Source organism: Chryseobacterium ginsenosidimutans (assembly GCF_024807225.1).
Taxonomy (GTDB): Bacteria; Bacteroidota; Bacteroidia; order Flavobacteriales; family Weeksellaceae; genus Chryseobacterium; species Chryseobacterium ginsenosidimutans.
Genome location: NZ_JANUCO010000001.1, coordinates 3,438,122 through 3,462,221, shown reverse-complemented (window position 1 = coordinate 3,462,221; position 24,100 = coordinate 3,438,122). Strand labels below are relative to the sequence as shown.

At 33.7% G+C, this 24,100-nt stretch carries 24 protein-coding genes, 1 tRNA gene and 1 pseudogene; 9 read left to right on the top strand and 17 right to left on the bottom strand.

Translation table 11 applies throughout. The annotated features are described in order from the left end of the window. Nucleotides 1-81 precede the first annotated feature (81 nt). The 4 genes from J3D55_RS16275 to J3D55_RS16260 all read left to right on the top strand — a co-directional run bounded on the left by J3D55_RS16275 (nt 82) and on the right by J3D55_RS16260 (nt 6,283). Nucleotides 82-2,448, top strand: coding sequence for a PIG-L family deacetylase (locus tag J3D55_RS16275; RefSeq protein ID WP_259132545.1), 2,367 nt, complete (start codon nt 82-84; stop codon nt 2,446-2,448). Between the two features lie 100 nt (nt 2,449-2,548). Next, nucleotides 2,549-4,063 carry a sodium:solute symporter family protein gene (locus tag J3D55_RS16270; RefSeq protein WP_259132544.1) on the top strand — a complete coding sequence of 505 codons (1,515 nt, stop codon included), beginning with the start codon at nt 2,549-2,551 and terminating at the stop codon, nt 4,061-4,063. 213 nt (nt 4,064-4,276) lie between these two features. Next, entirely contained in the window at nt 4,277-4,795 is a 519-nt protein-coding gene (locus J3D55_RS16265; protein WP_259132543.1) for a DUF2911 domain-containing protein, read from the top strand. A 477-nt stretch (nt 4,796-5,272) separates the two neighbouring features. Beyond that, complete coding sequence (locus J3D55_RS16260; RefSeq protein WP_259132542.1) at nt 5,273-6,283, top strand: phosphotransferase; 1,011 nt, start codon at nt 5,273-5,275, stop codon at nt 6,281-6,283. Nucleotides 6,284-6,917: 634 nt separating this feature from the next. On the opposite strand, the gene J3D55_RS16255 is transcribed toward J3D55_RS16260, so the two are convergent. The 4 genes from J3D55_RS16255 to J3D55_RS16240 form a co-directional block, all read right to left on the bottom strand. Then, nucleotides 6,918-7,643, bottom strand: coding sequence for a peroxiredoxin family protein (locus J3D55_RS16255; RefSeq protein WP_259132541.1), 726 nt, complete (start codon nt 7,641-7,643; stop codon nt 6,918-6,920). A gap of 22 nt (nt 7,644-7,665) precedes the next feature. After that, the gene (locus tag J3D55_RS16250) at nt 7,666-8,214 is read right to left on the bottom strand and encodes a carboxymuconolactone decarboxylase family protein (protein WP_259132540.1); all 549 of its coding nucleotides are present in this window, start codon (nt 8,212-8,214) and stop codon (nt 7,666-7,668) included. Nucleotides 8,215-8,339: 125 nt separating this feature from the next. Next, complete coding sequence (locus tag J3D55_RS16245) at nt 8,340-8,930, bottom strand: Crp/Fnr family transcriptional regulator (RefSeq protein WP_259132539.1); 591 nt, start codon at nt 8,928-8,930, stop codon at nt 8,340-8,342. A gap of 218 nt (nt 8,931-9,148) precedes the next feature. Continuing rightward, nucleotides 9,149-9,274 carry a hypothetical protein gene (locus J3D55_RS16240; RefSeq protein ID WP_259132538.1) on the bottom strand — a complete coding sequence of 42 codons (126 nt, stop codon included), beginning with the start codon at nt 9,272-9,274 and terminating at the stop codon, nt 9,149-9,151. 381 nt (nt 9,275-9,655) lie between these two features. Here J3D55_RS16240 and J3D55_RS16235 point away from each other — a divergent pair, with 381 nt between their 5' ends. Together J3D55_RS16235 and J3D55_RS16230 are read left to right on the top strand one after the other, a co-directional pair. Next, nucleotides 9,656-9,847 (top strand): cold-shock protein, encoded by a 192-nt coding sequence (locus J3D55_RS16235; RefSeq protein ID WP_259132537.1) that lies wholly within the window; start codon nt 9,656-9,658, stop codon nt 9,845-9,847. Nucleotides 9,848-9,936: 89 nt separating this feature from the next. Continuing rightward, complete coding sequence (locus J3D55_RS16230) at nt 9,937-10,128, top strand: cold-shock protein (RefSeq protein ID WP_259132536.1); 192 nt, start codon at nt 9,937-9,939, stop codon at nt 10,126-10,128. Nucleotides 10,129-10,266: 138 nt separating this feature from the next. On the opposite strand, the gene J3D55_RS16225 is transcribed toward J3D55_RS16230, so the two are convergent. The 7 genes from J3D55_RS16225 to J3D55_RS16195 form a co-directional block, all read right to left on the bottom strand. Next, nucleotides 10,267-11,325 (bottom strand): 3-oxoacyl-ACP synthase III family protein, encoded by a 1,059-nt coding sequence (locus J3D55_RS16225; RefSeq protein ID WP_259132535.1) that lies wholly within the window; start codon nt 11,323-11,325, stop codon nt 10,267-10,269. 492 nt (nt 11,326-11,817) lie between these two features. Further along, entirely contained in the window at nt 11,818-12,498 is a 681-nt protein-coding gene (locus J3D55_RS16220; RefSeq protein ID WP_259132534.1) for a lycopene cyclase domain-containing protein, read from the bottom strand. A gap of 3 nt (nt 12,499-12,501) precedes the next feature. After that, nucleotides 12,502-12,957, bottom strand: a complete 456-nt coding sequence (locus J3D55_RS16215; RefSeq protein ID WP_259132533.1) for a sterol desaturase family protein — start codon at nt 12,955-12,957, stop codon at nt 12,502-12,504. A gap of 32 nt (nt 12,958-12,989) precedes the next feature. Beyond that, nucleotides 12,990-13,826 carry a phytoene/squalene synthase family protein gene (locus J3D55_RS16210; protein WP_259132532.1) on the bottom strand — a complete coding sequence of 279 codons (837 nt, stop codon included), beginning with the start codon at nt 13,824-13,826 and terminating at the stop codon, nt 12,990-12,992. Between the two features lie 21 nt (nt 13,827-13,847). Next, nucleotides 13,848-15,299 (bottom strand): bifunctional phytoene desaturase/3,4-desaturase, encoded by a 1,452-nt coding sequence (gene crtID, locus J3D55_RS16205; RefSeq protein ID WP_310467156.1) that lies wholly within the window; start codon nt 15,297-15,299, stop codon nt 13,848-13,850. Nucleotides 15,300-15,302: 3 nt separating this feature from the next. Then, complete coding sequence (locus J3D55_RS16200) at nt 15,303-15,974, bottom strand: MarR family winged helix-turn-helix transcriptional regulator (RefSeq protein WP_259132531.1); 672 nt, start codon at nt 15,972-15,974, stop codon at nt 15,303-15,305. Between the two features lie 1,101 nt (nt 15,975-17,075). Further along, a tRNA-Arg gene (locus J3D55_RS16195) sits at nt 17,076-17,149 on the bottom strand. Between the two features lie 59 nt (nt 17,150-17,208). Between J3D55_RS16195 and J3D55_RS16190 the strand changes: the two genes are divergently transcribed. The 3 genes from J3D55_RS16190 to J3D55_RS16180 are packed head-to-tail and all read left to right on the top strand — an operon-like array spanning nt 17,209 to nt 20,986. Continuing rightward, entirely contained in the window at nt 17,209-18,255 is a 1,047-nt protein-coding gene (locus J3D55_RS16190; RefSeq protein ID WP_259132530.1) for an ABC transporter substrate-binding protein, read from the top strand. 42 nt (nt 18,256-18,297) lie between these two features. Beyond that, complete coding sequence (mtgA, locus tag J3D55_RS16185) at nt 18,298-18,942, top strand: monofunctional biosynthetic peptidoglycan transglycosylase (RefSeq protein ID WP_259132529.1); 645 nt, start codon at nt 18,298-18,300, stop codon at nt 18,940-18,942. A 13-nt stretch (nt 18,943-18,955) separates the two neighbouring features. After that, nucleotides 18,956-20,986, top strand: coding sequence for a transporter-like protein (locus J3D55_RS16180; RefSeq protein ID WP_259132528.1), 2,031 nt, complete (start codon nt 18,956-18,958; stop codon nt 20,984-20,986). Here the strand turns inward: J3D55_RS16180 and J3D55_RS16175 are convergent. The 6 genes and pseudogenes from J3D55_RS16175 to J3D55_RS16150 form a co-directional block, all read right to left on the bottom strand. Further along, nucleotides 20,964-21,260, bottom strand: coding sequence for a hypothetical protein (locus J3D55_RS16175; protein ID WP_259132527.1), 297 nt, complete (start codon nt 21,258-21,260; stop codon nt 20,964-20,966). The genes J3D55_RS16180 and J3D55_RS16175 overlap by 23 nt on opposite strands. Nucleotides 21,261-21,295: 35 nt before the next feature. Beyond that, nucleotides 21,296-21,682 carry a four helix bundle protein gene (locus J3D55_RS16170; RefSeq protein ID WP_259132526.1) on the bottom strand — a complete coding sequence of 129 codons (387 nt, stop codon included), beginning with the start codon at nt 21,680-21,682 and terminating at the stop codon, nt 21,296-21,298. Between the two features lie 91 nt (nt 21,683-21,773). Beyond that, nucleotides 21,774-22,854 (bottom strand): annotated as a pseudogene (recF, locus tag J3D55_RS16165) (DNA replication/repair protein RecF). Then, on the bottom strand, nt 22,851-23,159 hold the full coding sequence (locus tag J3D55_RS16160; protein WP_259132525.1) for a type II toxin-antitoxin system RelE/ParE family toxin: 309 nt from the start codon (nt 23,157-23,159) through the stop codon (nt 22,851-22,853). Before J3D55_RS16160 ends, recF begins: the two are co-directional and overlap by 4 nt. Further along, nucleotides 23,147-23,386: a hypothetical protein gene (locus J3D55_RS16155; RefSeq protein WP_259132524.1), complete on the bottom strand. Its 240-nt coding sequence runs from the start codon at nt 23,384-23,386 to the stop codon at nt 23,147-23,149. The genes J3D55_RS16160 and J3D55_RS16155 overlap by 13 nt, the downstream gene beginning before the upstream one ends. Nucleotides 23,387-23,389: 3 nt before the next feature. Then, the gene (locus J3D55_RS16150) at nt 23,390-24,064 is read right to left on the bottom strand and encodes a UbiA prenyltransferase family protein (protein ID WP_310467153.1); all 675 of its coding nucleotides are present in this window, start codon (nt 24,062-24,064) and stop codon (nt 23,390-23,392) included. Nucleotides 24,065-24,100: the final 36 nt, after the last annotated feature.

Genomic DNA, 24,100 nt, shown 5'->3' with positions numbered 1-24,100 from the left:
GCCCAACAGGTTCGTCCCTCAAAATCATCCGAAATTTACCGAGAACTCAAAACCCTTAAACATATACCTAAAGTTTTATACTTGGCTGCTCATCCCGATGATGAAAATACAGGATTACTCTCCTGGTTAATCAACGACCAGAATGTAGAGACGGGTTATTTGTCTTTAACCAGAGGTGATGGCGGTCAGAATTTATTGGGGACAGAACAAGGTGCTGCATTGGGTTTAATAAGAACGCATGAGCTTTTAGAAGCAAGAAAGTTAGACGGTGCCCAACAGTTTTTTACCCGCGCGATTGATTTCGGGTTCTCTAAAAATACGACCGACACCTTCAAACAATGGGATGCAGACAGCATTACAGCAGATGTAGTTTGGGTCATCCGAAAATTCCGTCCTGATGTGATCATTTGTCGTTTTCCTCCTACTGCTGCGGCAGGACACGGACAACATGCGGCTTCGGCTGTGGTTGCGGAAAAAGCTTTTAAGCTGGCAGGAGATAAAACCGCTTTCCCGGATCAACTAAAATATATTACTGTATGGCAACCAAAACGTGTATTGTGGAATACTTTCCGATTTGGTTCTGTCAATACAACAGCTGAAAATCAAATGAAAGTTACCGTTGGGCAATATGATGCGCAATTGGGAATGGGCTATGGTGAATTGGCAGGATTAAGCAGAAGTTTACATAAAAGTCAGGGTGCGGGAACACAGTCTGTAGCCGGAATCAAAACTGAATATTTTACCAGCGTTCTTGGCGAGCCTGCAAAAGCAACACTTTTTGATGGTGTAGTTAAAACCTGGACGGCAAAAGGAAACGCCGATATTGATCAATCATTGGATAAAATTATTTCTGCTTTCAATTTTAATAAACCTGACCTTAGTTTACCTGCTTTGCTTGTTTTGCGAAAAAAGGTGATGGCGCTAAATGACGTAAACCTAAAAAAGGATAAAATTACAGCACTCGATAATATCATTTTAAGCTGTGCCGGATTTATGGGCGAAGTAGTGACCAATCAGGCGGAAGCTGTTGCCGGAGACAATCACAATTTCAGGTTAAATCTGATTTCAAGAGCTGAAAATCCTGTCGTTTTAGAAAATGTAAAATGGTTAAGTCAATCAGAAAGCTTCAATAGAAAATTATCAAAAGATTCTTTAATTACCATTCAGCACGACATTCAGATTCCTGCAGATGCAGCACTCACAGAACCTTACTGGTTGGCAAAATCTCCCACGAACGCAGCAACTTTCTCTGTTCCGAATGATACTTTAGTCGGTTTGCCGGAAGCAGAATCACCATTGAATGTTTTGCTTAATTTAAAAATAGGTTCGGAAAAGTTTCAGGTTAAACTTCCTTTATCTTTCAAGAAATTAGATCCGGTGCGTGGTGATGTGGTTGAAGCTTTGCGCATTGTTCCTGCATTGGAACTGAAATTTGCACAACCCCTTTATTTGGTCAAGGAAAATGAAGATTTACATTTGAGTTTAAATGTTAAGGTTAATTCCAGCAAAAAATTCACTAATAGTAAAATAAACCTGATGTATAACGGAGAACAATTAGGCAGTGCTGATGTAAATTCGATCACAGGCAAAGATTTTACCATCGATTACGTTATTCCAAAAAATAAACTTGCCTCAATCAATTCGAGTCGTTTGCAATTGGATGCAAATTATGTTGCAGATGGAGTAATTTACAATAAAAATAAGGTACTAATTCAGTACCCGCATTTACCGTCCTTACAATATTTTGCACCTGCAACGGTCATCGTAATGAAAGGCGATATTCAGGCGAAAGTTAAAAAAGTGGGTTACATAGAAGGTGCGGGTGATTTCATTCCTGAGTTTCTGCGCATTGCAGGTATTCAGGTAGATGTCTTGAAAGACGAAGATTTTTATGGCAACTTAGATGAATCCGGCGGAAACGGTAGTCAAAACAAGCTATCGCAATATGACGCCATTGTATTGGGTGTTCGTGCCAATAATACGGAGAAAAAATTGGGTCGTTGGATGCCTTTTTTATGGTCTTATGTAAAAGCGGGAGGTAATTTGGTGATGCAGTATAACACCAATCAGGATACAACGGTTAACCAATTGGGGATGTATAATTTCAGTATTGCCAATAAGCGTGTGACCGAAGAAAATGCTGAGGTTAAGTTTTTAAATCCCAATCATAAATTGCTGAACTATCCGAACAAAATTACTGCTGATGATTTTAAAGGTTGGGTTCAGGAGCGTGGCGCTTATTTCCCTGAGAAATGGGATGCAGCGTATGAACCGCTTTTTGAAATGCACGATACAGGTGAAGATTCTCTTCAGGGATCAACTTTATATGCCAAATACGGGAAGGGTAATTTTATTTATACACCGTTGGCATTTTTCAGACAGCTGCCTGCAGGAAATGTTGGCGCGGCACGTTTATTTTTAAACTTTTTATCTGCACAGAAAAACTGATGAACAATCAACTTAAAAATTGGAATATCTGGTATATATTATTAGCAGTTGCACTAGTATTACAGATCGCATTTTATTATTTGTTTACTAAATTCTGGGCATGAGTACGATAGATTGGACAGTTCTTATTTTTACACTGGTTGCAGTGGTTGTTTACGGCGTATTTATCGGTCGTGGGCAAAAAAGCAACGAATCATACCTGAAAGCAGATAATAAAATGCCTTGGTACATTGTGTTGATAGGTATTATGGCTACGCAGGCAAGTGCCATTACATTTCTTTCGGCACCGGGTCAGGCTTATACAGATGGGATGCGTTTCGTGCAGTATTACTTTGGTTTGCCTTTGGCGATGATTGTTATCTGTATCACTTTCATCCCGATTTTTCAGCGATTAAATGTCTACACCGCCTATGAATATTTAGAAAACCGTTTTGATAAAAAAACAAGGGTGCTTACTTCACTGCTTTTTCTTTTTTCAAGAGGCTTATCAACAGGAATCAGCATTTACGCTCCGAGTATCATCTTATCAAGCGTTTTAAACTGGAATATTTATTTAACGAATGTTTTAACAGGTGGAATTCTGATGATTTACACTTATGTTGGTGGCGCAAAAGCGATCGCTCACACCCAAAAATTACAGTTTCTTATTATTCTGGGAACCATGGCTTTTGCAGGTTATTTGCTTATTCAAAATATGCCGAATGGTATTGGTTTTAAGGATGCGCTTTATCTGGCGGGGAAATCCGGAAAGCTCAATGTAATCACCACAGAATTCGATTGGAAAGATAAATACAATATTTGGAGTGGGTTGATCGGCGGTTTTTTCCTGGCACTTTCTTACTTTGGTACTGACCAGAGTCAGGTTGGGAGATATATTACTGCGAAAGACAACACCAATGCAAAAATGGGCTTGCTGTTGAATGGATTAGTTAAAATTCCGATGCAGTTTGCTATTCTTTTGATCGGTGCTTTGCTTTTCGCTTTCTTTTCTCTAAAACCGGCTCCGATTTATTTTAACGAACGCTCTTATCAACATTTAAAGGAAACAAAACCTGAACAGGCTGCGGTTTTTGAAAAAGAGCATCAGAATTTGCAAACAAAATTTAATGCAGAATCGAAAGAAATTTTAAAGTTAAAAGAAAACAATTCTCCCCAACTTCAAAAAATAATTCAGGATTTTAAAAGTACACAAACCGAGGTAAAAGCACTTCACGGCAGGGTAGAAGAAGCTATAAACAATTCAAATTTTAATGCGGAGAAAACAGATACCAATTATATTTTCCTGTATTTCGTAAAAAATACATTGCCTGTAGGAATGATTGGTTTACTGTTTGCCGTCATTTTTCTAGCCAGTTGGGGTTCAATTTCCGCAGCACTGAATTCCCTTGCCGCCTGTTCACTGAAAGATGTTCATTTGATATTTAAAAAAGAAGTTTTAGATGATGCTACCGAATTGAAGTATAGTCGGCTACATACTTTAGCGTGGGGTATTTTCTCAATCGGTGTTGCCATGTTTGCCACTCAAATGGGTTCTCTTATTGAAGCGGTGAATGTCTTGGGTTTCTCTTTTCTACGGTCCGATATTAGGGATTTTTCTTGTCGCGTTTTATTATAAAAAAATTACCGGTTCAAATGTATTTATTTCGGCAATTTTATCAGAAATTACGGTTATTGCCATTTACAATTTTGATATCGTTTCTTTCCTTTGGCTCAACGTCATTGGTGCAGCGGCAGTTATTATATTTTCATCAATCGGGTTACTGTTTTATAAGCAGAAAGCAGTAACTTCGTAACGCATACATACATAAATACATACAATAAAAATATTATGAAAACAATGATTAAAACTGTTGCTGTAGTTTTTGCTGCAATGACGATTTCAGTAAATGCATTTGCACAGGAAGCTAAAAAACCTGCGAGTCCTCCGGCAACTGTAACGGGAAAAATTAAAGATGCAACCATTACAATTGCCTATAGCAGTCCTTCTGTTAAAGGGCGTACAATCTGGGGTGGGTTGGAAGCTTATAATAAAGTTTGGCGTGCGGGTGCCAATGAAGCAACTACTTTCGAAACGAATAAAGACATTACCGTTCAGGGGAAAAAACTTCCTGCAGGTAAATACAGCTTTTTCTTAATCCCTAAAGAAACCGGAACCTGGACTGCGATTTTCAACAAAGAGCCAAAACAATGGGGCGCTTATAAATACGAAGAAGCTAAAGATGCTTTACGTGTTGATGTAAAAACAAAAGCTTTACCAGCAACACAGGAAACGTTGGTTTACAAAGTAAACAATAATGGATTCACAATGGATTGGGATAAAATCTCAGTTCCTGTAGAGATAAAATAAATTTGAATATCAGAAATTAAAATCCCGTTCATCCGGGATTTTTTTTGTTTAAAATTTTGATATTGTATCAAAGATTTGCAGATTACATTCTGTAATGTAAAGGAATTGAGATTTAAATTGTTAGAAATACAATCTTACTTTTTTAATACATTTAGGAAAATTTCAGCACATGAAAAAGCTAATAATGAGGTCACAACTGCATTTGCAAGATTCTTCTGCTTCAAAAATAACCGATGGATATTAATACGCTAAGCATTCTGACTTTGCTTACTCAATGGCTTCATTATTTTGATCTTGGAGTAACCAACACTTTAATAATTATAAACAGTTTCTTAATATTAATTCTTAATGAAAAATAATTGCCTGCTGCTAACAAGGGGATATTGTTAAATCTCACAAAACGAATTAATAGGTGTAAATCCGAAAAATGTTAACGAAATTGCATATATTTTATAACCAACTACGAACTAAAGATTGATGACAGAGAAATTTTCTACAATAAATAGTACACTTTCACCAAATGAACTCGGTAAACTTATTCAACAAAAATATGAATTAACCGACAAGACGGAATGTAGCATATTTCGACTTGCTATGAATCATTTATACATTGTTCATGATGGCGAAGACAAATACGTTTTTAGAGTTTACACCCATAATTGGCGGACTAAATTAGAAATTGAAGAAGAAGTAAGACTTTTAATTCTTCTAAAAGAAGCAGACCGACAAGTTGCTTTTCCGATAGCTGATAAATCGAACAAATTCATTCAGGAAATTGAAGCTCCCGAAGGGACAAGATTTGGCGTTCTATTTTCGTATGCTAAAGGTATAAAGACAGCAAAATTTTCAGACCAAACGAGCTTTCTAATTGGGCAAGCATTAGCAAAAGTTCATCAATCTACAGAGAATATAGAACTGATGAGAATGTCTTACAATGCTCAAAACTTGCTTAAGAATCCCATTTTAACAACAAAAGAATTCTATAGTAAAAATAGTAGCGAAATTGAATTTTTAGAAACCCTTTCTACTTTTTTAACGCTAAAAATGGAAAATATTGACAAACAGAAAATGAGATATGGAACTGTTCATTTAGACGTTTGGTTTGACAATTTGCACATTGACGATGAAAAAGAAATAACATTTTTTGACTTTGATTTTTGTGGCAACGGTTATTTATGCTTTGACATTTCTTATTTCCTATTTCAGTTATTTGCAACCCATTTGAACGAAGAAGAATATCAAGTAAAAGCAGATAGCTTCATAAAAGGGTATGAGACTGTAACTAAAATCAGTAACGAAGAAAAAAAGTTTTTATCCTACGCATGTTTAGCAATTATGACCTATTACATAAGTGTTCAGTGCGACAGATTTGAATATTGGACAAATATTTTCTTGAATGAAGATCATTTAAAAAGAATGGTTGGAAATTTAAAACGATGGATAGCTTACAATAAAATTGAGATTAATGATAAACTTTTAACAGACTAAAATAAGGGACAACCGAGAATCACGTACGTCTTAGAGGAATTGGGCAATAGTGGGTAACGGAAGTATTTATAGTGACTTTTGTATTAAAAACCAGCCATATTATAGAGCTTAATGGGATTTGAACATCCCCAATCTTTTACCCGTTTATTCAAGAGCAAAACCAACCAGATCCTTTTGGAATTCAGCCAGTCATTCAATTAGATCATCCATCACTAAAATAAACTAATTTATTCTAGGTCTTACGCACGAAATCTAATTGTTGAGATGCATCATCACTCTGCATATCAGATCGTATTGTGGGATGATTCTCTTTTTAAGTCGACGATCAACGGTAAAATGAAAAAATTCACGGCTTTCTGATCACACCGCAAAATGGATCTATACTATACGTGTACTTAAGGATTGCCCGTAAATGCATTCTATCAAAGTATAAAACTAAAATAACAGACTAGTTATTTTAGTTTTATACTTTTTATCTAAGAGCCTGTTTAAATTTTATCATCTAAATTTTCTTAATCTAAAATAAACGAAGTTTATTCTTTATTTAAACATTAAGAATTTAAGAATTCTGCTTATTACTAAGAATTGAGAAATCAATAAATTGATTTTTTTTAAGCTTCTTAAGCATAAATCCTTAACTTCTTAATGTTAAAAAATCTTTGTAAGAAAATTTTAAACACGCTCTTATTGTTTCGCTAAATTTTTGATAAATGCTATTGTGACCGGCGGTTCTGGGCGGAAACGGTAGTCCGGATCTACCAAAACGTCCAAGATATTCCCGTCTTGTCCTATTACAAATCGAGCCGGAATAGGAAGTTCCCAGGCAGAAACCTTCGTTAATCTCCTGAATATTGTTATTAAATCTTTCCGTATATAAATTTTTTAAATATTGAGGAAATTCGTACACCAATCCAAATGCTTTTCCTGTCTTGTTGTCTTCATCCACAAGCAGATTATATTTTAGATGCAATTCTTCGGCTTGCTTTTCTGTCCGGGTAAAACTTTGTGGCGACAATACAACGAGGTCTGCACCGTTTTCCTGAATTTGAGGATAGAAAAGATCTAATGCCTTTACTTCTTCCACACAATAAGGACACCAGCTTCCTCTGTAAAAGCTAATGACTAAAGGTCCATTTTTTAATAATTCAGATGATGAGATGATCTGTCCGTTTTGATTTTTGAGATTGAATTCAGGAGCCAAGTCTCCCTTTTTCAGTACTTTATCCAATGCTCCTGATTCGCGGAGAAACTCGATATGTCTTTCCATCGTTTCATTTTCTGCAGGCGTTAATTTAGAGCCCCAAAAATCTCTAAGTTTTTTCAAACGGGTCTCCAGCTGAAAGTTTCCTGTATTTTTCATTGTTTTGATGATTAATGGTGAATTATAATTGATCAGCTAAAGGAAAATCAATTTCAAGTTGGGTAAGATTATGGATATAGTTGCTAATGATCTTGTCACCAACGACCATTATAACATCAATCAGATTCTGTTCGGTGTATCCTGCTTCAAAGAATTCTTCAATACTTTCCTGAGTGGCTTTACCACGATTTTCAACTACGGAAGCCGTAAATTTAGCCAAAGCATCTAATTTCGTATCAAAAGAAGCTTTGCCTCCACGGATTTCTAAAATATTGTCTTCTGAAAAACCATTCATTTTACTTAAAACAGTATGGGCAGATTGGCAGTAACGGCATCCGTTGATCTGGCTCGTTACAAGATTGATAACTTCTCTTTCTTTGGGTTTTAGTGTGCTTTTTCGATTTTGTAACCCAAGATAATCGCCTAATGCGGTTTCATTTTTACCAAAATAGGCGTATAGATTTGGCACGAAACCAAGACCTTTTTGAAGGGTGTCGAAGATATTTTGGTTGTTTGAAGAAACTTCGTCGCGTACCGGAACTGTAAATGTTCTGTTTTCTGTTGTGCTCATATACTTTGTATGTAAATTATTTGTCATTATTGACATTACAAAGGTGCGGTAATGAACACTGCGAGTACAATCAACTAGATTAGGAAATAAACAGAAACTAGTTGAGCTTAAAAAGTGAAACTAGATTAACTTTTCTTGGAAACCCTGATGTTTCGGAGCTTGGACATATATTGTGTGGTCATGCCCAAAAATGAAGCCAGCGCATATTGAGGAACGCGCTGAGCTATGGAAGGATATTTTTCTTCAAATTCCTGATAGCGTTCCTCGGCAGTTTTCGTAAGATTGCTAATAAGTCTTCTCTGCATTGCTGCGACAGAACTTTCTGCCATAATCCTGAAAAAAGTTTCGTATTTATGATGAGCAGCTTTTAGATTTTGTTCACTTTCATAATCAATCTGGAGGATAATGCTGTCTTCCAGAGCCATGACAAACATCGATGCAGGCTTTTGTAAAATATAAGCGTTGTAATCTGAAATCCACCAGTCTTCGACAGCAAACTGAATCGTATGTTCCTCGCCTTCATCAGCGATAACATAAGCTCTAAATGCACCCTTTAGCACATAGTTTCTATATTTCGGAATAAAATCAGGCTGAATGATAAATTGTCTCTTCTTGATTTTAGTCACTTTGAAGTGCGAGATAAATTCCTTCATTTCATCTTCGGTAAATGAGATTTTTTTACTGATGTGATTGATGAGCGGCTGAAATGAATCCATATCTATTTCTAAATTTATAGGGCTAATTTAGGGCATTAAATTTTGTTGACAAATAATCAGATCTATTTCGACATTGATGAAGGAAAAAATGTTTAAAAAACTTATATCTCTTTCTAGAACCTGACTTTAGATTTACATCAATTTCTTTTTTGATAGGTATACTATGTATTAAACATAATATCTCTAAACCCGTTGTGCATTTTAAAACCAAACATATTTTAAAATGCACAACGGGTATCTATTAATTCATTATCGCAGTCTATAATTTCTGAGAAATAATCTTTTCTGTAAAAATAAATTCCGACGAAAGTATCGTAAATGATATGAAACCTGTAAATATCCATATTTACAGGTTAATTGTTAATGACAATTTTTATTTAACATGCCTATGTTTATTGATATTATTAAAAATAAAAAAATAAAATTGCTTGTATTCAATAAATTAAGAGTACATTTGTAAAATAATCAGGCTCCTGCCGATGCTTCTTCTGAATTTTTGAATTTACAATTCCCTATCAGTCTTCGCTTTTTCAGCCGCTAATTTTTGTCATCAATTTACCAGGTGCAGTACCTTTTCATCTTGAAACTTTCAAGATTCTAAAAATACCAACATCATTTCTTGTTCACAAATCGATTTATGACTGTTTTGATCTAATCGTCAAAGCCGTGATGGCAGCAGCCAAAATAATTTATCAATAAATACAATAATTTTATAATATAATACAATGCAACAAGGAACAGTAAAATTCTTTAACGATGCCAAAGGATTTGGTTTTATTACACCTACAAATGGTGGTCAGGATGTTTTCGTACATACTTCAGGTTTAGTGGATAATATCCGTGAAAATGATGTCGTAACATTCGATTTACAAAACGGAGCAAAAGGCGTTAACGCGGTTAACGTAAAAATAGCGTAAATTAAAAAACTGTTTTGATATAATCCCAACAGTTTACGGGCAACAGCCCATAATTTATCAGTAAATACAACAATTTATAATACAATACAATGCAACAAGGAACAGTAAAATTCTTTAACGATGCCAAAGGATTTGGTTTTATTACACCTACAAATGGTGGTCAGGATGTTTTCGTACATACTTCAGGTTTAGTAGATAATATTCGTGAAAATGATGTCGTAACATTCGATTTACAAAACGGAGCAAAAGGCGTTAACGCGGTTAACGTAAAAGTAGCATAATCAAGAAAAAACTAAAAATTTTCTTGGTAATATAAATAGAGGAAACCATTATTGGTTTCCTGCTATTTTTTTAAGATTAATCATTTTTTATTTTAAGAATAATATATAATGAGACAAATATTTCAAATTTGCTTCTAACTAAAATTTATAGACCAAAGCATTTATATTCATCCCAGCTCCAACCGAAGCGAATAATATAATATCATTTTCTTTGATATCATGATCTTGAAGTTCGTTATTTAAAATCATCGAGAGTAACGTTGGTATTGTTGCAACACTGCTGTTTCCAAGTTTACTTATTATCATGGGCATAATATCTTTTGGTACTGATGTATCATACAATTTGTAAAAACGCTTTACAATTTCTTCATCCATTTTCTCATTAGCCTGATGAATAATTATTTTACTCAATTCATTTATCTTAAATCCGCTATCGTCAAGACATTTTTTCATAGCTTCCGGTACATGCAAAAGAGCAAATTCATATATTTTTCTCCCGGTCATCTTAATGAATTTCGTATCTGATAAATTGTCATGATTATTGCTTTTTCCGAAATAAAGATAATCTTTCTCTTTATAAGTGTAAGAAGCCGAAATATGTGATTTAACACCAGAATCTCCCTCATGAGATTGAAGAACTACGGCACCTGCACCATCTGCATAAATCATGCTGTCACGATCATGAATGTCGACTACACGCGATAAAGTTTCTGCTCCTATAACCAAACAAGTTTTGGCAATTCCGGATTTAATAAATGCGTTAGCTTGTATAACTCCTTCGATCCAGCCGGGGCAGCCAAATATAACATCATAAGCAACGCAGTAATTATTTTTGATCCCCAATTGATGCTTAACTCTGGAAGCTAAACTGGGAACAGCATCAGATTGAGTTTCGCCGTAAGGAACATCGCCAAAATTGTGCGCAAATATTATATAATCTAATGTCTCAGGATCTATTTGAGAGTTTTGTATCGCAGCTTTTGCAGCAATAAGACCCAGATCAGAAGTTACCAATTCTTTGGATGCATACCTTCTCTCCTCAATCCCGGTGATTTCTTTTAGCTTTTCTCCAATTATAGCATTGTCCTGCTCCAATTTATTACCATTTTCATCAAAAAATATGTTGTCATTAAAAAATATGTTGTCAATAACTTCTAAGGGTATATAATTTCCTACACCGATTATTTTACTTGTCATGTAATTACTTTTTACGAATATTATTTATTTCAAATCGACTAATTCAAAAAAGGTGCTAATCTATAAAATTATTTAAGTTAATGTAAAACTTATTTATGAGATATTTTTTAATATTTGAAAATTAATATGATTTAAATTAATGGTCATCGGTATATCCGAATTGACCTATGTCGACCTAAGAAGATTAGAGTAAATTTCTTATGAGTTTTTCTCTTCACAGGAATCTAAGAGCTTGTTTAAATTTTAGATTACAAATTTTGTAATCTGTTATTGTTTTTAACGCAAAGATTCTATTTACATTACGCATTATTTTTAGAAGGCAAATAAAATGTGCTTCGCGAAGCGTGAAAACAATGCTTCATCAAATCAACTTGTTGATTCATCTTTGCTCACTGAATTAAAATACTATTGAATAAAATTTTGCGTTAAAAAATCAGTAGTAAATTTTAAAATAGTTGAATCAAATTTACACAGATTCTAAAATACAAGTAATTATTTTTTAAATTTTAAAAATAAATAAATATTCCATAAAATAAGCTCGTAGCCATATAACATATCTTCAATTGGGATGGTCAATATTCTTAATCCTATAAAATCATTTTGATTATAATTAACAATTGGTGATTCCAAACCGGTACCTGTTAAAATTCCATTTACTAATAGAAAACCGGGCATTAGCAGTAAATAAATAAATGAAGCCTTGCCAATCCATCTTGATTTTAAAATAAAATACAATATAAAGAGGCTTATTGAAGTCGTTATAAATGTAAATAAAGTGTAAATTTTTTCATTAAAATAAATTCCGATCAATAAGGTGATTAGAATACTTATTATGACAAATATCTTTTCAGGAAGAGGTTTCCAGTCGAGCTTAAAAAATTTATCGAGACAGAAATATGTAAATAGGCACGAAAAAGGAATACAGATAAAAAATAAAATTTCTTCTAATGGAAGCTTTAAAATTTTAATTCCGATTATATATTTTTCATTAAACCACCAGACTCCGATTTTTGTAAACCATGCGTCCCAAATAATAAAGACCGAGCCAACGATAAAAGAAGCAGAAAAAAATGCCCCGAAATGCTTATTAAATTTTATTTTATGATGAAATGAAAAAATAAAACAAATAATAACCGTAAAAAAGTTGATCAGAAGATAAGTGTATGAAAGCATGGGTTATTTATTTTTATTGAAAAACATTTTAAAATACTTAACAGGAACCCATAGAAAGCCAAAACATTCTCCCTTTTCTTTTCCGGTATGTTTGTGATGCTGTTTGTGTGCTCTTCTGATGGCCAATAAATACGGGTTTTCAGTATTTCTTAAGAATTTTATCCGTTGGTGGATAAATATATCATGTACAAAAAAATACGCCATTCCGTACAATGCGATACCTACGGCGATGTAAAACCAATGGTTGAAATTCTGAATCGTCCCATAATACATCAAAATAATAGTAGGAACAGCAAATATGACGAAAAAATAATCATTTTTTTCCATATGTCCTTCGTTGCTGTGATCATGATGGTCTTTATGCAAAATCCACAGAAAACCATGCATAATATATTTATGGATGAGCCAGGTCATGCCTTCCATGATAAAAAAAGTAATAACCACAATAAGGAAATTCATGCTTAATAGTATTAGATTATAAAAATGTATTGCTATAACAGAGAGGTTTTATATTGTAAGTAACTGCTCATCATCAAAGAAATTTTTGCTCCGTTTGATATTCTTATCCTTTCAGTCATAATGGTTTTGGCAGATCTCTTTTTTATTTTAGCAAAAAGAGAAATGTAATAGCGGTAGGCAAGATAAACTCCAAATCTTGATGATCCGGGAAGCATTTTTATACCTTCCAGTGTTTCTTTGAATTCTGTTGCTATATCCTTTTCAATGGAGAGCTTCACGGAATTATCAAACGACGAAATGTCAAGATCCGGAAAATAGCACCTTCCTAAAATCTCATAATCATCTTTCATATCGCGTAAGAAATTTACCTTCTGGAAAACAGAACCCAATTTCATAGCAAAAGGTTTCAACTGTTCAAATTGTTCTTTATTTCCGTTGACAAATACCTGAAGGCACATTAATCCCACCACTTCGGCAGATCCTAAAATATATTCTTTATAAAGATCCGAATTATAATCAATCTTTTCAAGATCCATCTCCATGCTATTCAGGAATTGCTCAATAAGAATCCTGTCAATATCATACTGATGAACCGTTTCCTGAAATGACTGAAGGATAGGATTGAGGGAAATTTTTTCTTCCAGCGCATCCCAGGTTTCTTCTCTGAATCTTTTGAGCAATTTGCTTTTATCATATTCATGAAAACTGTCGACGATTTCATCAGCCAGACGAACATATCCGTAAATAGCGTAGATAGGATTTCTGATAGATGACGCAAGAGCAAGGATTCCGAAAGAAAAACTTGTACTGTATTGTTTGGTAGTCTCTTTGCTGACCTTGTAGGAGAGTTCATCAAATAACTTTTTCATATCAATTAATTTTTAATGGCTTCATATGCGGCTATTTTTCCGGAAATTATGGAGGGTGGAAACTCCCGGTCCCGGAACGGTAAGCTGCCCTGTATAAAAGAGGTTTTTTAATTTTTTATTCTGAATCGATGGTTTTAAAACTGCTGTTTGAGAAAGTGTATTGGCAAGACCGTAGGCATTTCCCTGATACGCATTATAATCTTCTTTAAAATCTTTTATGCAATAGCTTTTTTTATAATCAATTTTAGACAAAAGATCAGAAGCTCCGGTGTGCTTTTCTAATCTTGAGATCATTTCTTTAAAATAAATTTCCCTGATTTCTTCAGAATCTTCTATTCCGGTTGCAACAGGCATCAAAAGAAATATATTTTCGGAGTTTTCAGGCGCTACAGAAGGATCTGTTTTCGAAGGGCAACATGCATAAAACAAAGGTTTTGTAGGCCATTTTTTATCGGAGTAAATCTCTTCGGTATGAAGATCCAAATTGTTTTCAAAAAATAAAGTATGATGAATAAGATTCGGGATCTTTTCTTTAAAACCTAAATAATAAATCAGACAGGAGGGAGCAAAAATTCGTTTTTCCCAATATTTTTCATCGTAATTTCTGAATTCTCTTGGAAGTAAGGTTTCAGTATGATGATAATCGGACGAAGCAATGATAACATCAAAATCAATTTCCTGTTGATTGACTACTAAACCTGAAGCCCTTCCATCTTTTACGATGATTTTTTCTACATTGGCGTTGCAGTTAATTTCAACTGCTTGTTTTACAGCAATATCTTTCATCGCATCAATAATTTTTGAAAATCCACCCATCGGATACCAAGTTCCCAATTTATAGCCACCATAATTCATCAGGCTGTATAATGCAGGAATGTCTTTTGGAGCCGCTCCCAGAAAAATCACAGGAAATTCCATTAACATAATCAGTTTTGGATGAGAAAAATATTTTCTGACAAAGCTTTTAAAATTCGTTAATAAATCCAGTTTTAATGCACTTTTCGCTATTTTCGGAGAAACAAATTCAAACCATGAATGACAAGGTTTATTAACAAAATCTTTCATGCCTACTTCATATTTATATTGGGCATCTGCCATTAATTTATCAAGCATTTTTCCGGCACCGGTTTCAGTTTTTTCGAAAAGAGTTTTCATCTCTTCATAGTTGTGCGGAATGCCCATTACTCCATCATCAAAAACCATTTCAAATTGCGGATCTAAAGGAATAAGTGTATAAAAATCTGAAATAGACTGCCCGAAGTCTTCAAAAAAAGATTCAATAATATCCGGCATCCAATACCAACTTGGTCCCATATCAAAAGTATAACCGTTCTCAGTCTTAAAATTTCTGGCTCTTCCTCCAACATCATTATTTTTTTCAAACAAATGAACTTCATGACCGTCTTTTGCAGCATAGGCAGCAGCAGACAACCCCGAAAAACCCGAGCCAATGACCGCAATTTTCTTTTTCATGATTTAATTTTTAAATAAATACTCTTTATGAACAGTATTGATTAGGTCTTTGCTATTGATATTACGGGAAAATATGGGGTTATGAAAATGCTCGAGCTTATGGAGAATGCGGATCAATTCTATCTTTTCATGATGATTCAAATTCCCTGTTACGATTTCTGTGGCACTCCTGATATTTTTCATCTGAAGTTCTAACGCCTGTAGTCCTTTTTCGGTAATATTGATTACCTTATTACGTTTATCATTTTCAGAATCAATCTGTTCAATCCATTTGTTATTTAATAATCTTTTGATAATCAGCATTCCTGCCGGTTTATCATGGATGTTTTTTTTGATGAGTTCTGTTTTTGTCATTTTTCCGAAAGCTTTTAAATTAATCAAATAAATAAAATCTTCCTGAGTGGAAAAGTCTGAATCTGCAATCGCTGATTTAGAATAGGTTTTGGCGTATCTGTTAATATGGACGAGTAGAGTACTAATGGCGCTTTCGGGTGTTCTGCCATTTTCCTTCCCTTCCCAGTAAGGTTCATCTTTCTTGGTAAATTGAGCAGATGCTTCCTGATCACTTATCCATTTTTTAAAGCCTAGAATATCCGGAGAATAAGACTTTGTCGTATTTTCTGCTTCAAATTGTTCTAATAAGCCTATAACTTCTTGGGTGATCTTATAATTCATGACAACATATTTAGTTTATAAATATACTAATATTTTTTATAAAAGTTGATTAATGAACTTAATATCATTTTTTATGCCAAATAATTTTGGTCAACTTTAGAAACTACATATAGATCAACTTTGAATACCATGCTCTGAAAATTTATATTTTTTGTGGAAATGTTTGGCAAATAAATGGTTACGGTTTGAAAAGAGCAATCTTAAATAACAATTCACCAAGTAATTTATATAATATTATGAAAAATTCAATTTTAATGATTTTGGCAGTTTCTGTTCATTATTATAATTTGTAATTATCCGTTTTTATCCAGTTCAATCCACACCGGAGCATGGTCACTGCTTTTTTGCCATCCACGAACATGTTTGTCTACACCGGTAGATTTCAACATCGGCTGTAAAAAGGATTCAAAAGAAAATGATCGAGGCGAATTCCTGTATCACTATCGTAAGCTTTGTAGAGATAATCCCAGAACGTATCTTACTTCTATCCTGTAAAGCGCATCATTTTTCAGGTTTGTAGACCTCCAAGTAGTTGGTATGATATTAAAATCACCGATAAGAATAACAGGAAGCTCCATATCGACGAGCTGATTGGTTCGCTTCTTTAGTCTTTTGATTCAGGAAAACTTATAATCGAATTTTTCACCAGAATGAGGATTTCCATTAGAAAGATAAAAACAACAGATGACCATTTGATCAATGATTGCTTCAATCGTTTTTATCAGCCAGTAAAGATTGTTGTATTTCAACAATTGGATGAAGATGATTATAAAGATTAAAATGCTCACAAGATCATAAATTGAACAACTGGAACAGGAACTTCAATACATCTTTTTGGACAGCAAATAACTTGACATCAAAACAAAAATCGAGAACGCGCTTAGTTCAATAGAAAACCTTGCAAACCTCTACCAGCAGGGTGATCTTCAAACAAAAAGAACGATAGGGTGTTTGATATTTCCTCAAAAAGTTGAATTTGACGGAAAAAGTTTTCAAACACCTAAAATGAATATTGTCGCCCAGTGTATCTATCAGTATAACAGTGGATTAGGGAATAAAAAAACCGACATAAGAGAGTTAAAACTTCAAATGTCGGTCTTGTGACCTCGACAGGATTCAAACCTGTAACCTTCTGAGCCGTAATCAGATGCGCTATTCAGTTGCGCCACGAGGCCGTTGTTTCCTTATTGATTAAGGGTTTGCAAATATAGCACTTTTTTCTTTTCTTTGAAAGATGAAACCAAGAATTTTACTGTTAATCGCGTTTTTCACGCTAACCGCTTGTAAAAGAGAACCAAAAATTTCGTCTTCAGAATCGACTTCAATCTCAAATCTTGTGCAATACAAGGAGCAAAATGGAGTTTTGAATCTGAAATCGGGAAATTTCACTTATGATTTTAAACAAAATCAAATTCCTTTTAAGAAAATTATTCTCCTTAATGCGAGTATGGCGGGATATATTTCGGAGCTTGGAGCAGAAAATCTAGTGATCGGAGTTTCCAGTCCGGAATACATTTTTTCTGAAAAAATACAGAGTTTATTGAAGGAAGGGAAAATTCAAAATGTAGGAAACGAACAGAAATACGATGTAGAAAAAATTCTTTCTTTAAAACCTGATGCTGTTTTTACCAATCATATTGCAAGTTTTGACAATACCTATCAATTATTGAAAAATAACGGAATTCAGGTGGTTTTTCTTGACGAATATATGGAGCAGAAACCTTTAGAAAAGACAGCTTACATCAAGCTTTTCGGGAAACTTTTAGGAAAAGATAAAGAAGCCGAAACCAAATATCAGGAAGTTGAGAAAAACTATAAGGATTTAAAACAATTAGCCTTAAAAGCAAAAGAAAAACCGACCGTTTTAGCAAACGAAATGTACGGCGATGTTTGGTATCTTCCGGGTGGAAAAACTTCTGTGGCGAATTTTATTTCGGATGCCAATGCCAATTATGTTTTAAAAAATAATTCAGAAGAAAAAGCTGTAACGATGAGCTTTGAAGAGGTTTATGCCAAATCAGATGAGGTTCAGTATTGGGTAAATGCAGGAAATCATATTTCCAAAAAAGAGATGTTGAGCATGAATCCTTTTTATGGCAAGTTAAATGTCTTTAATAAAGGAAAAATCTACGTGATTACAGGCAAGGAAAGAGCGCAGGCAAATGACTTTTTCGAGAGTGGCGTAGTGCGATCAGACCTTGTTTTGAAGGATTATATTAAAATTTTTCATCCCGAACTTTTACCGGATTATCAGCTGACTTATATGAAAGAGTTGCAATAACTCGGAGTATTTGCTTATTTTTGAATTCCTTTTTACAAGATTATGTGGAAAAAAATTAAACAAATTATCTTTATCGTTCTGATCCTGAATGTTGTATTCATCGTTTGGGGAAGATTTTTCAATGCGCCAATTACGATTACTCAGATAGGCGGACTTTTCGAATACGGAAGACTGCAGAGAGATTATATTTCCTACGACGAGATGGGAAATAACGTGAAAAAAGCGGTTATCGCTTCAGAAGATCAAAAATTTTTCTCTCACAACGGGTTTGATTATACGGCGATCGAAAAGGCTATGAAAAACAATGAAAAAGGGAAAAAAATAAGAGGTGGAAGCACAATTTCTCAGCAAACGGCAAAAAATATTTTCCTTTGGCAAGGCAGAAGCTGGTTCAGAAAAGGGTTGGAAGCGGTGTACACTTTTATCATAGAAAAGGTCTGGAATAAGGATATTATTCTTGAAAGATATTTGAATTCAATCGAAATGGGACAGGGAGTTTTCGGGATTGAAGCAGCTTCACAATATTATTTCGGGAAATCTTCCAAAGATCTTACCACCTCTGAGGCAGCTTGGATTGCAGCAGTTTTACCCAATCCAAAGAAGTATGATCCTAAGAATCCATCGGCATATTTAAGAAAGAAACACAATTGGATCATGAGACAAATGAGGAATGTGAGTTTGAAATAGTATCTTTGTACTAATGAAATTCTTTAATTCCAGCACAAATTTTGAGTCCGTTCTTAAAAAATACTTTTCTTTTAAGAATGAAACGCTTTCTCTGGAACCGTTTGCCGAACTTTTGGAGAGCGTAAAAAAGTCGGATTTTACCAATGTCCTTAGTTTTTTCAAAAATAATCCTCAACATACAGAAAGTTTTAAATATTACCTTCATCGTATTTTTGGCGGAAGAACTTTTAATTTATCCTTAACTGAAGCCAATATTCTGTCGGAAAATGCTTTTGTTCCTGAATTTAAAAAACGAATTCTTAATAAAATTTTACCGCCTGTAGTTAATGATAAAACGATTTGGTATTTAATAGATAATACCAGTTTTAGACCTGAAAAAGATTTGAAATATTTTCAAAATCTCCCTGAAAATGAGATCGATGAATTGTTCAATATTCTTGGGGTTTCAGATTTTATCATTCTGCCGGAAGTGAGGAGAGAACTGCTTTTTTCAATGAATATCCTTTCGTGGCGCGTAACAGGAGCGGCTATGGAAGTGGAAGTCGTGAGAATGGCTCCCCAGTACCGAAACTTCGACAATCCGTTTCTTGCTCTACAAAATGAACTTGAAGAACTGGCTGCCGAATTTGAGAAAGATCAAGAGCTACAGCTGCATTCAAAAGATAGCAGATATAAGCAGATTAAAATTTATATTGAACAATGCTTGGAATTTGTCAATATTTCCTTTAAAAATTCCTCTAAATATGGTATTTCGGGGAAAATTAATCAATCGCTTTTAAAAATCCGCCAACAGGTTCAAAGAATTTATGAGATCATCCAATTGTTGGTAATTGATGAAGAAAAGGATATTTTAATTAATTCTAAATATTTGATTTTTAATATTTTAAGATATAAATCTCATAAAAATAATATCTCAGATTTAATTAATGACAGTACGAGATTAATCTCACATTTAATAACCAATCACACCGCCGAAACAGGAGCGCATTATATTACTTCAACCAAGAAGGAATATATGAAAATGTTCTACAAAGCCAGTGGTGGAGGTATTATTGTAGGTGCTTTGTGTATTTTGAAAATGTTGTACGGCTATGTTCCCGGAAGTGATTTTTCGCACGCATTTTTATATTCCATGAATTATGCGATGGGATTCGTGATGATTTATTTATTGGGATTCACTTTGGCAACGAAACAGCCCGCAATGACCGCGGCAACGATGACCAAAGTTTTGGCAGAAGAAGGAAATATAAAGAGTAACAGCACAGAATTTGCGCATCTGGTTTCGAAATTATTCAGAAGTCAGTTTATTGCATTTGTCGGGAATGTTTTGCTGTCTTTTCCTATTGCGTTGATTATTATTTATGGTTTAGATGTCTTTTTCTCGCAAAATTTAGCTGTAGAAAGATCAGATAAATTATTGAAAGATTTAGATCCTTTTAATTCAAAAGCGATTCTTCATGCGAGTATTGCAGGGTTTTATCTTTTTATTTCAGGGATTATTTCAGGAAATATCGGGAACAATTCTGTTTTTTATCAGATACCGGAAAGAATTGCAAAAAATCTTTCGATCCGAAGACTTTTCGGAAAAAGATTTGCGAAAGGATTATCTAAATATTATGCTAAAAACTGGCCTGGAATCATCTCAAATTTCTGGTTTGGTGTTTTTCTTGGGGCAACAGCTCCTGTAGGGGCATTTTTAGGATTAGATCTGGATATTCGACACATCACGTTTGCAGCCGGAAACTTCGCCATCGGGTTGTACGGGAAAGATTTTTCTGTAGATTCTTATACTTTCTGGATTTCTTTTATCACCGTTTTTGTCATTGGATTCTTCAACTTTTTAGTGAGTTTTAGTTTGTCTATGTTTTTAGCTTTCAGGTCCAGAAAACTTAATTTCGGACAAGTAAGTGAGATCTACAAAGGAATTTTTAAATATTTCCTCAAGCATCCCTTTAAATTTTTCATCCCTATAAGATCCGGTTTGGATGAAAAAGCAGATGAATTAATGAACAGTACGATGACTACAAAATCTGAAGATCATTAAATTTATCCTCTCCGAATTTATCCTGAAATTTTTTCAGATAAAAGCTTTTACGCATCTGAAAATCATGTTTCAACAAAGGTGAGTTTATTTTTATGACAACACATTTATCCTCGATATTTACACTTTTGATTTCCTGAAACAGACTTTCGTCAAGGTATTCTTCAAGAAAATCTTTGATCTCAAAAGCGACCAGTTTATGTTCAAAACCATGAATTCTTGCAAAAGATTTTACAAGTTCTGAGGATTGAAATTCGCGTTTTTTATTCCTTTTCATAGATGAGATGCGGGTTACGGGTTTTCAGATTCGCGTTATTGAATGTTTTGGTTATTATTTTCATTCCAGTTTTCTTTTACCCACTTTTTATAATTATTTATTTTTCCTCCCAATAAATTATACTCTTGCCTTACAATTTCAAATTCTGACGAAAATTCAGGATATAAAATTATAATCTTCTCTAAATGATTGATGGTTTCATCATTACTTGCATGGCTAAATACAAGAAATCTGACGTAATCATTTTTGTAACAAGATCTTCCATAACCCTCTACAATATTAGTAATAACAGAATCTGAAGATCTTCTTAACTGACTTCCAAGTTCGTAGAGTTCATACTTTGGAAGAAGAAAAGATGCTTTATGCGTTTTTATAAATAAACTGAAAGCCATTTTGTAAATGTCTAAATTTCTGTAACTCATTTGTGTGTTTTTATATTATTTAAATCTTAAAATCTCCCCTAAACTAAAACCCCAAAACCCCGATTCCCAAACCTCGAATCCCGAATCTCGCTCATATCTCAAAAATTATACTCTCTTCATTAATTTTCTTCACCACACTTTCTGTACGTTCTCTGTGCGTATCGGTAATAAAAATCTGTCCGAAATTTTCCTGATTTACCAATTCAATCAATTGAGAAACGCGGCTGTCATCCAGCTTATCAAAAATATCATCCAGCAAGAGAATCGGAGTTTTGTTGGTTAACTCTTTTATAAGACTCATTTGAGCTAGTTTTAAAGAAATTAAGAATGATTTTTGTTGACCTTGTGAACCGATTTTTTTAATTAAAACAGAATCCATTTCAAAAAGAAGATCGTCTTTATGGATGCCTTTTGAAGTGTAAGTCAACATTCGGTCTCTTTCCAAACTTTCTTTTAGTAAATTTTCAAAAGAGTTTCTCCAGTAAATGGGATTCATAAAGAACGGAAACTGTTTCTTTTCCACCGGAAATGATGTGATAAAAATTCTTGACAATCGGGTTTAATTTCTCGACAAAATTTCTTCTTTTAATGAAAATTTTTGTTCCGAATCTGGTGATCGGATCATCATAAATATCTAAAGAATCTTTATCCCAAACTCGATTTTTGGCGAAGTATTTTAACAAGGCATTTCTTTGCTGAATTGTTTTTTGGTACTGAATTAAATCAAAAAGATATTCTGAATCGGTCTGAGAAATCATCGAATCCAGAAACTTTCGTCTGCTTTCTCCCGAATCCGAAATCAGGTTAGAATCATACGGAGAAATCATTACACTCGGCAAATATCCAATATGATCTGCCATTCTATCGTAGCTTTTATCGTTTTTCTTAATGATTTTTTTTGCTTCTTTCGGCTGAGAAATTCTGATGGTATCTTCGCTATCATCATTCTGAATTTCAGCATCAATGGTGAAAAAATCTTCGTCTATTTTGATGTTGTTGGTATCGGTATTTCCTAAAAAACTTTTCCCGACAGACAAATAATGAAGGGCATCCAGAATATTGGTTTTTCCCACACCGTTATTTCCCACAAAACAATTGATTTGATGAGAAAATTCGAATTTTTTTTCAGAATGGTTTTTAAAATTGTAAAGGGATATTTTTTTAATAATCATAATCCTAAAATTTTCTTTAATGTATCAGGATTCTGACGATTGTCCCAAAACGAAATGATGTAAATAATAGTTGGTGAATATCTTTGAACAAGGCTATAATTTCCTAAATGTAAAATTCTAAAGGTTTTTAAACTTCCAAATTTTCCTGCATATGGATTTGATTTTAAAGGATCAAGTTTATCATAAATGCTTTTGTTTATTTTTTTCGAATATAAATTGCTTTTATTTCGATTATTCCAATATTCAAAAACTTTGTTTCTCTGTGTAATTACAATGTTTGACCAAATGATTTTTATCTCATCCATTCTTCGTCTAGTTTTCTAAGTTCCTCATCTGTTGTCGTTCTGCCATATTTTATATCTTCTTCAGCTAGTAAAAGAAGGTCTTTTTGTGATTCGGAAAAAACAAATTCTTCCTCTTCTTTTGTACGTATAGAGGCGAGTAAATCATCGATTGCCTGTAAAACACCAATATTGTTGGTAGAAAAAATTTTTTCGACAAGTTGACTCCTTAATAATTCAATATTTTCCATCGCTCAAAATTTTAAGTAAAGATAAATAATCCAAAATAAAAAAGGCAAACCAGAACAGGTTTCTATCCAAAAAGAAAAATAAGAATCGCTTCTTTCGTTTTCAGAAAAATAAATTAAAATATAAGTGATAATACTGGAAAGAAAAAAAGCAATTGAATAATTTAATTCCAAATAAAAAGCTGAAAGAATCGTACTTATAAAAACTAATAAATAAGCGATATATTTTGTGTTTTGAACACCGATAATCGTTGGAAATGTCTTTACGGTATCCACTTTCATATCACGAATATCAAACGGTAAAACCAAAGCGGTAATAAAAAAGAAACTGATAAAAAATATAGGAATATTGAATTCGGGTAAAGTAAGCCAACAATTCATTAAAGCCCAGACTAAACCGACATAAAAGACTTTTAATAAAGGGATTCTTCGAATATAAAGGTCTAAAAAGAAACTGTTATACAGCAATCCTAAAACCACAATGATAAACCATTTTATCAATCGTATTTCATTATGATTGTGAATAATTAAAAATGCACAAGCGGTTCCTGCAACAATATTTATAACAACTATCTTAAAGAAATGTTTGGTCTTCTGGTATTTCGTGTAAAGATATCCGCTGAAATAGGTGATGAAAATCAGGAACACCGTCGGATAACGGAATGTGTTTTGCTCTTCCATGAAAAATACTGCAAAAAGAGTCCCCATTAAGGATAC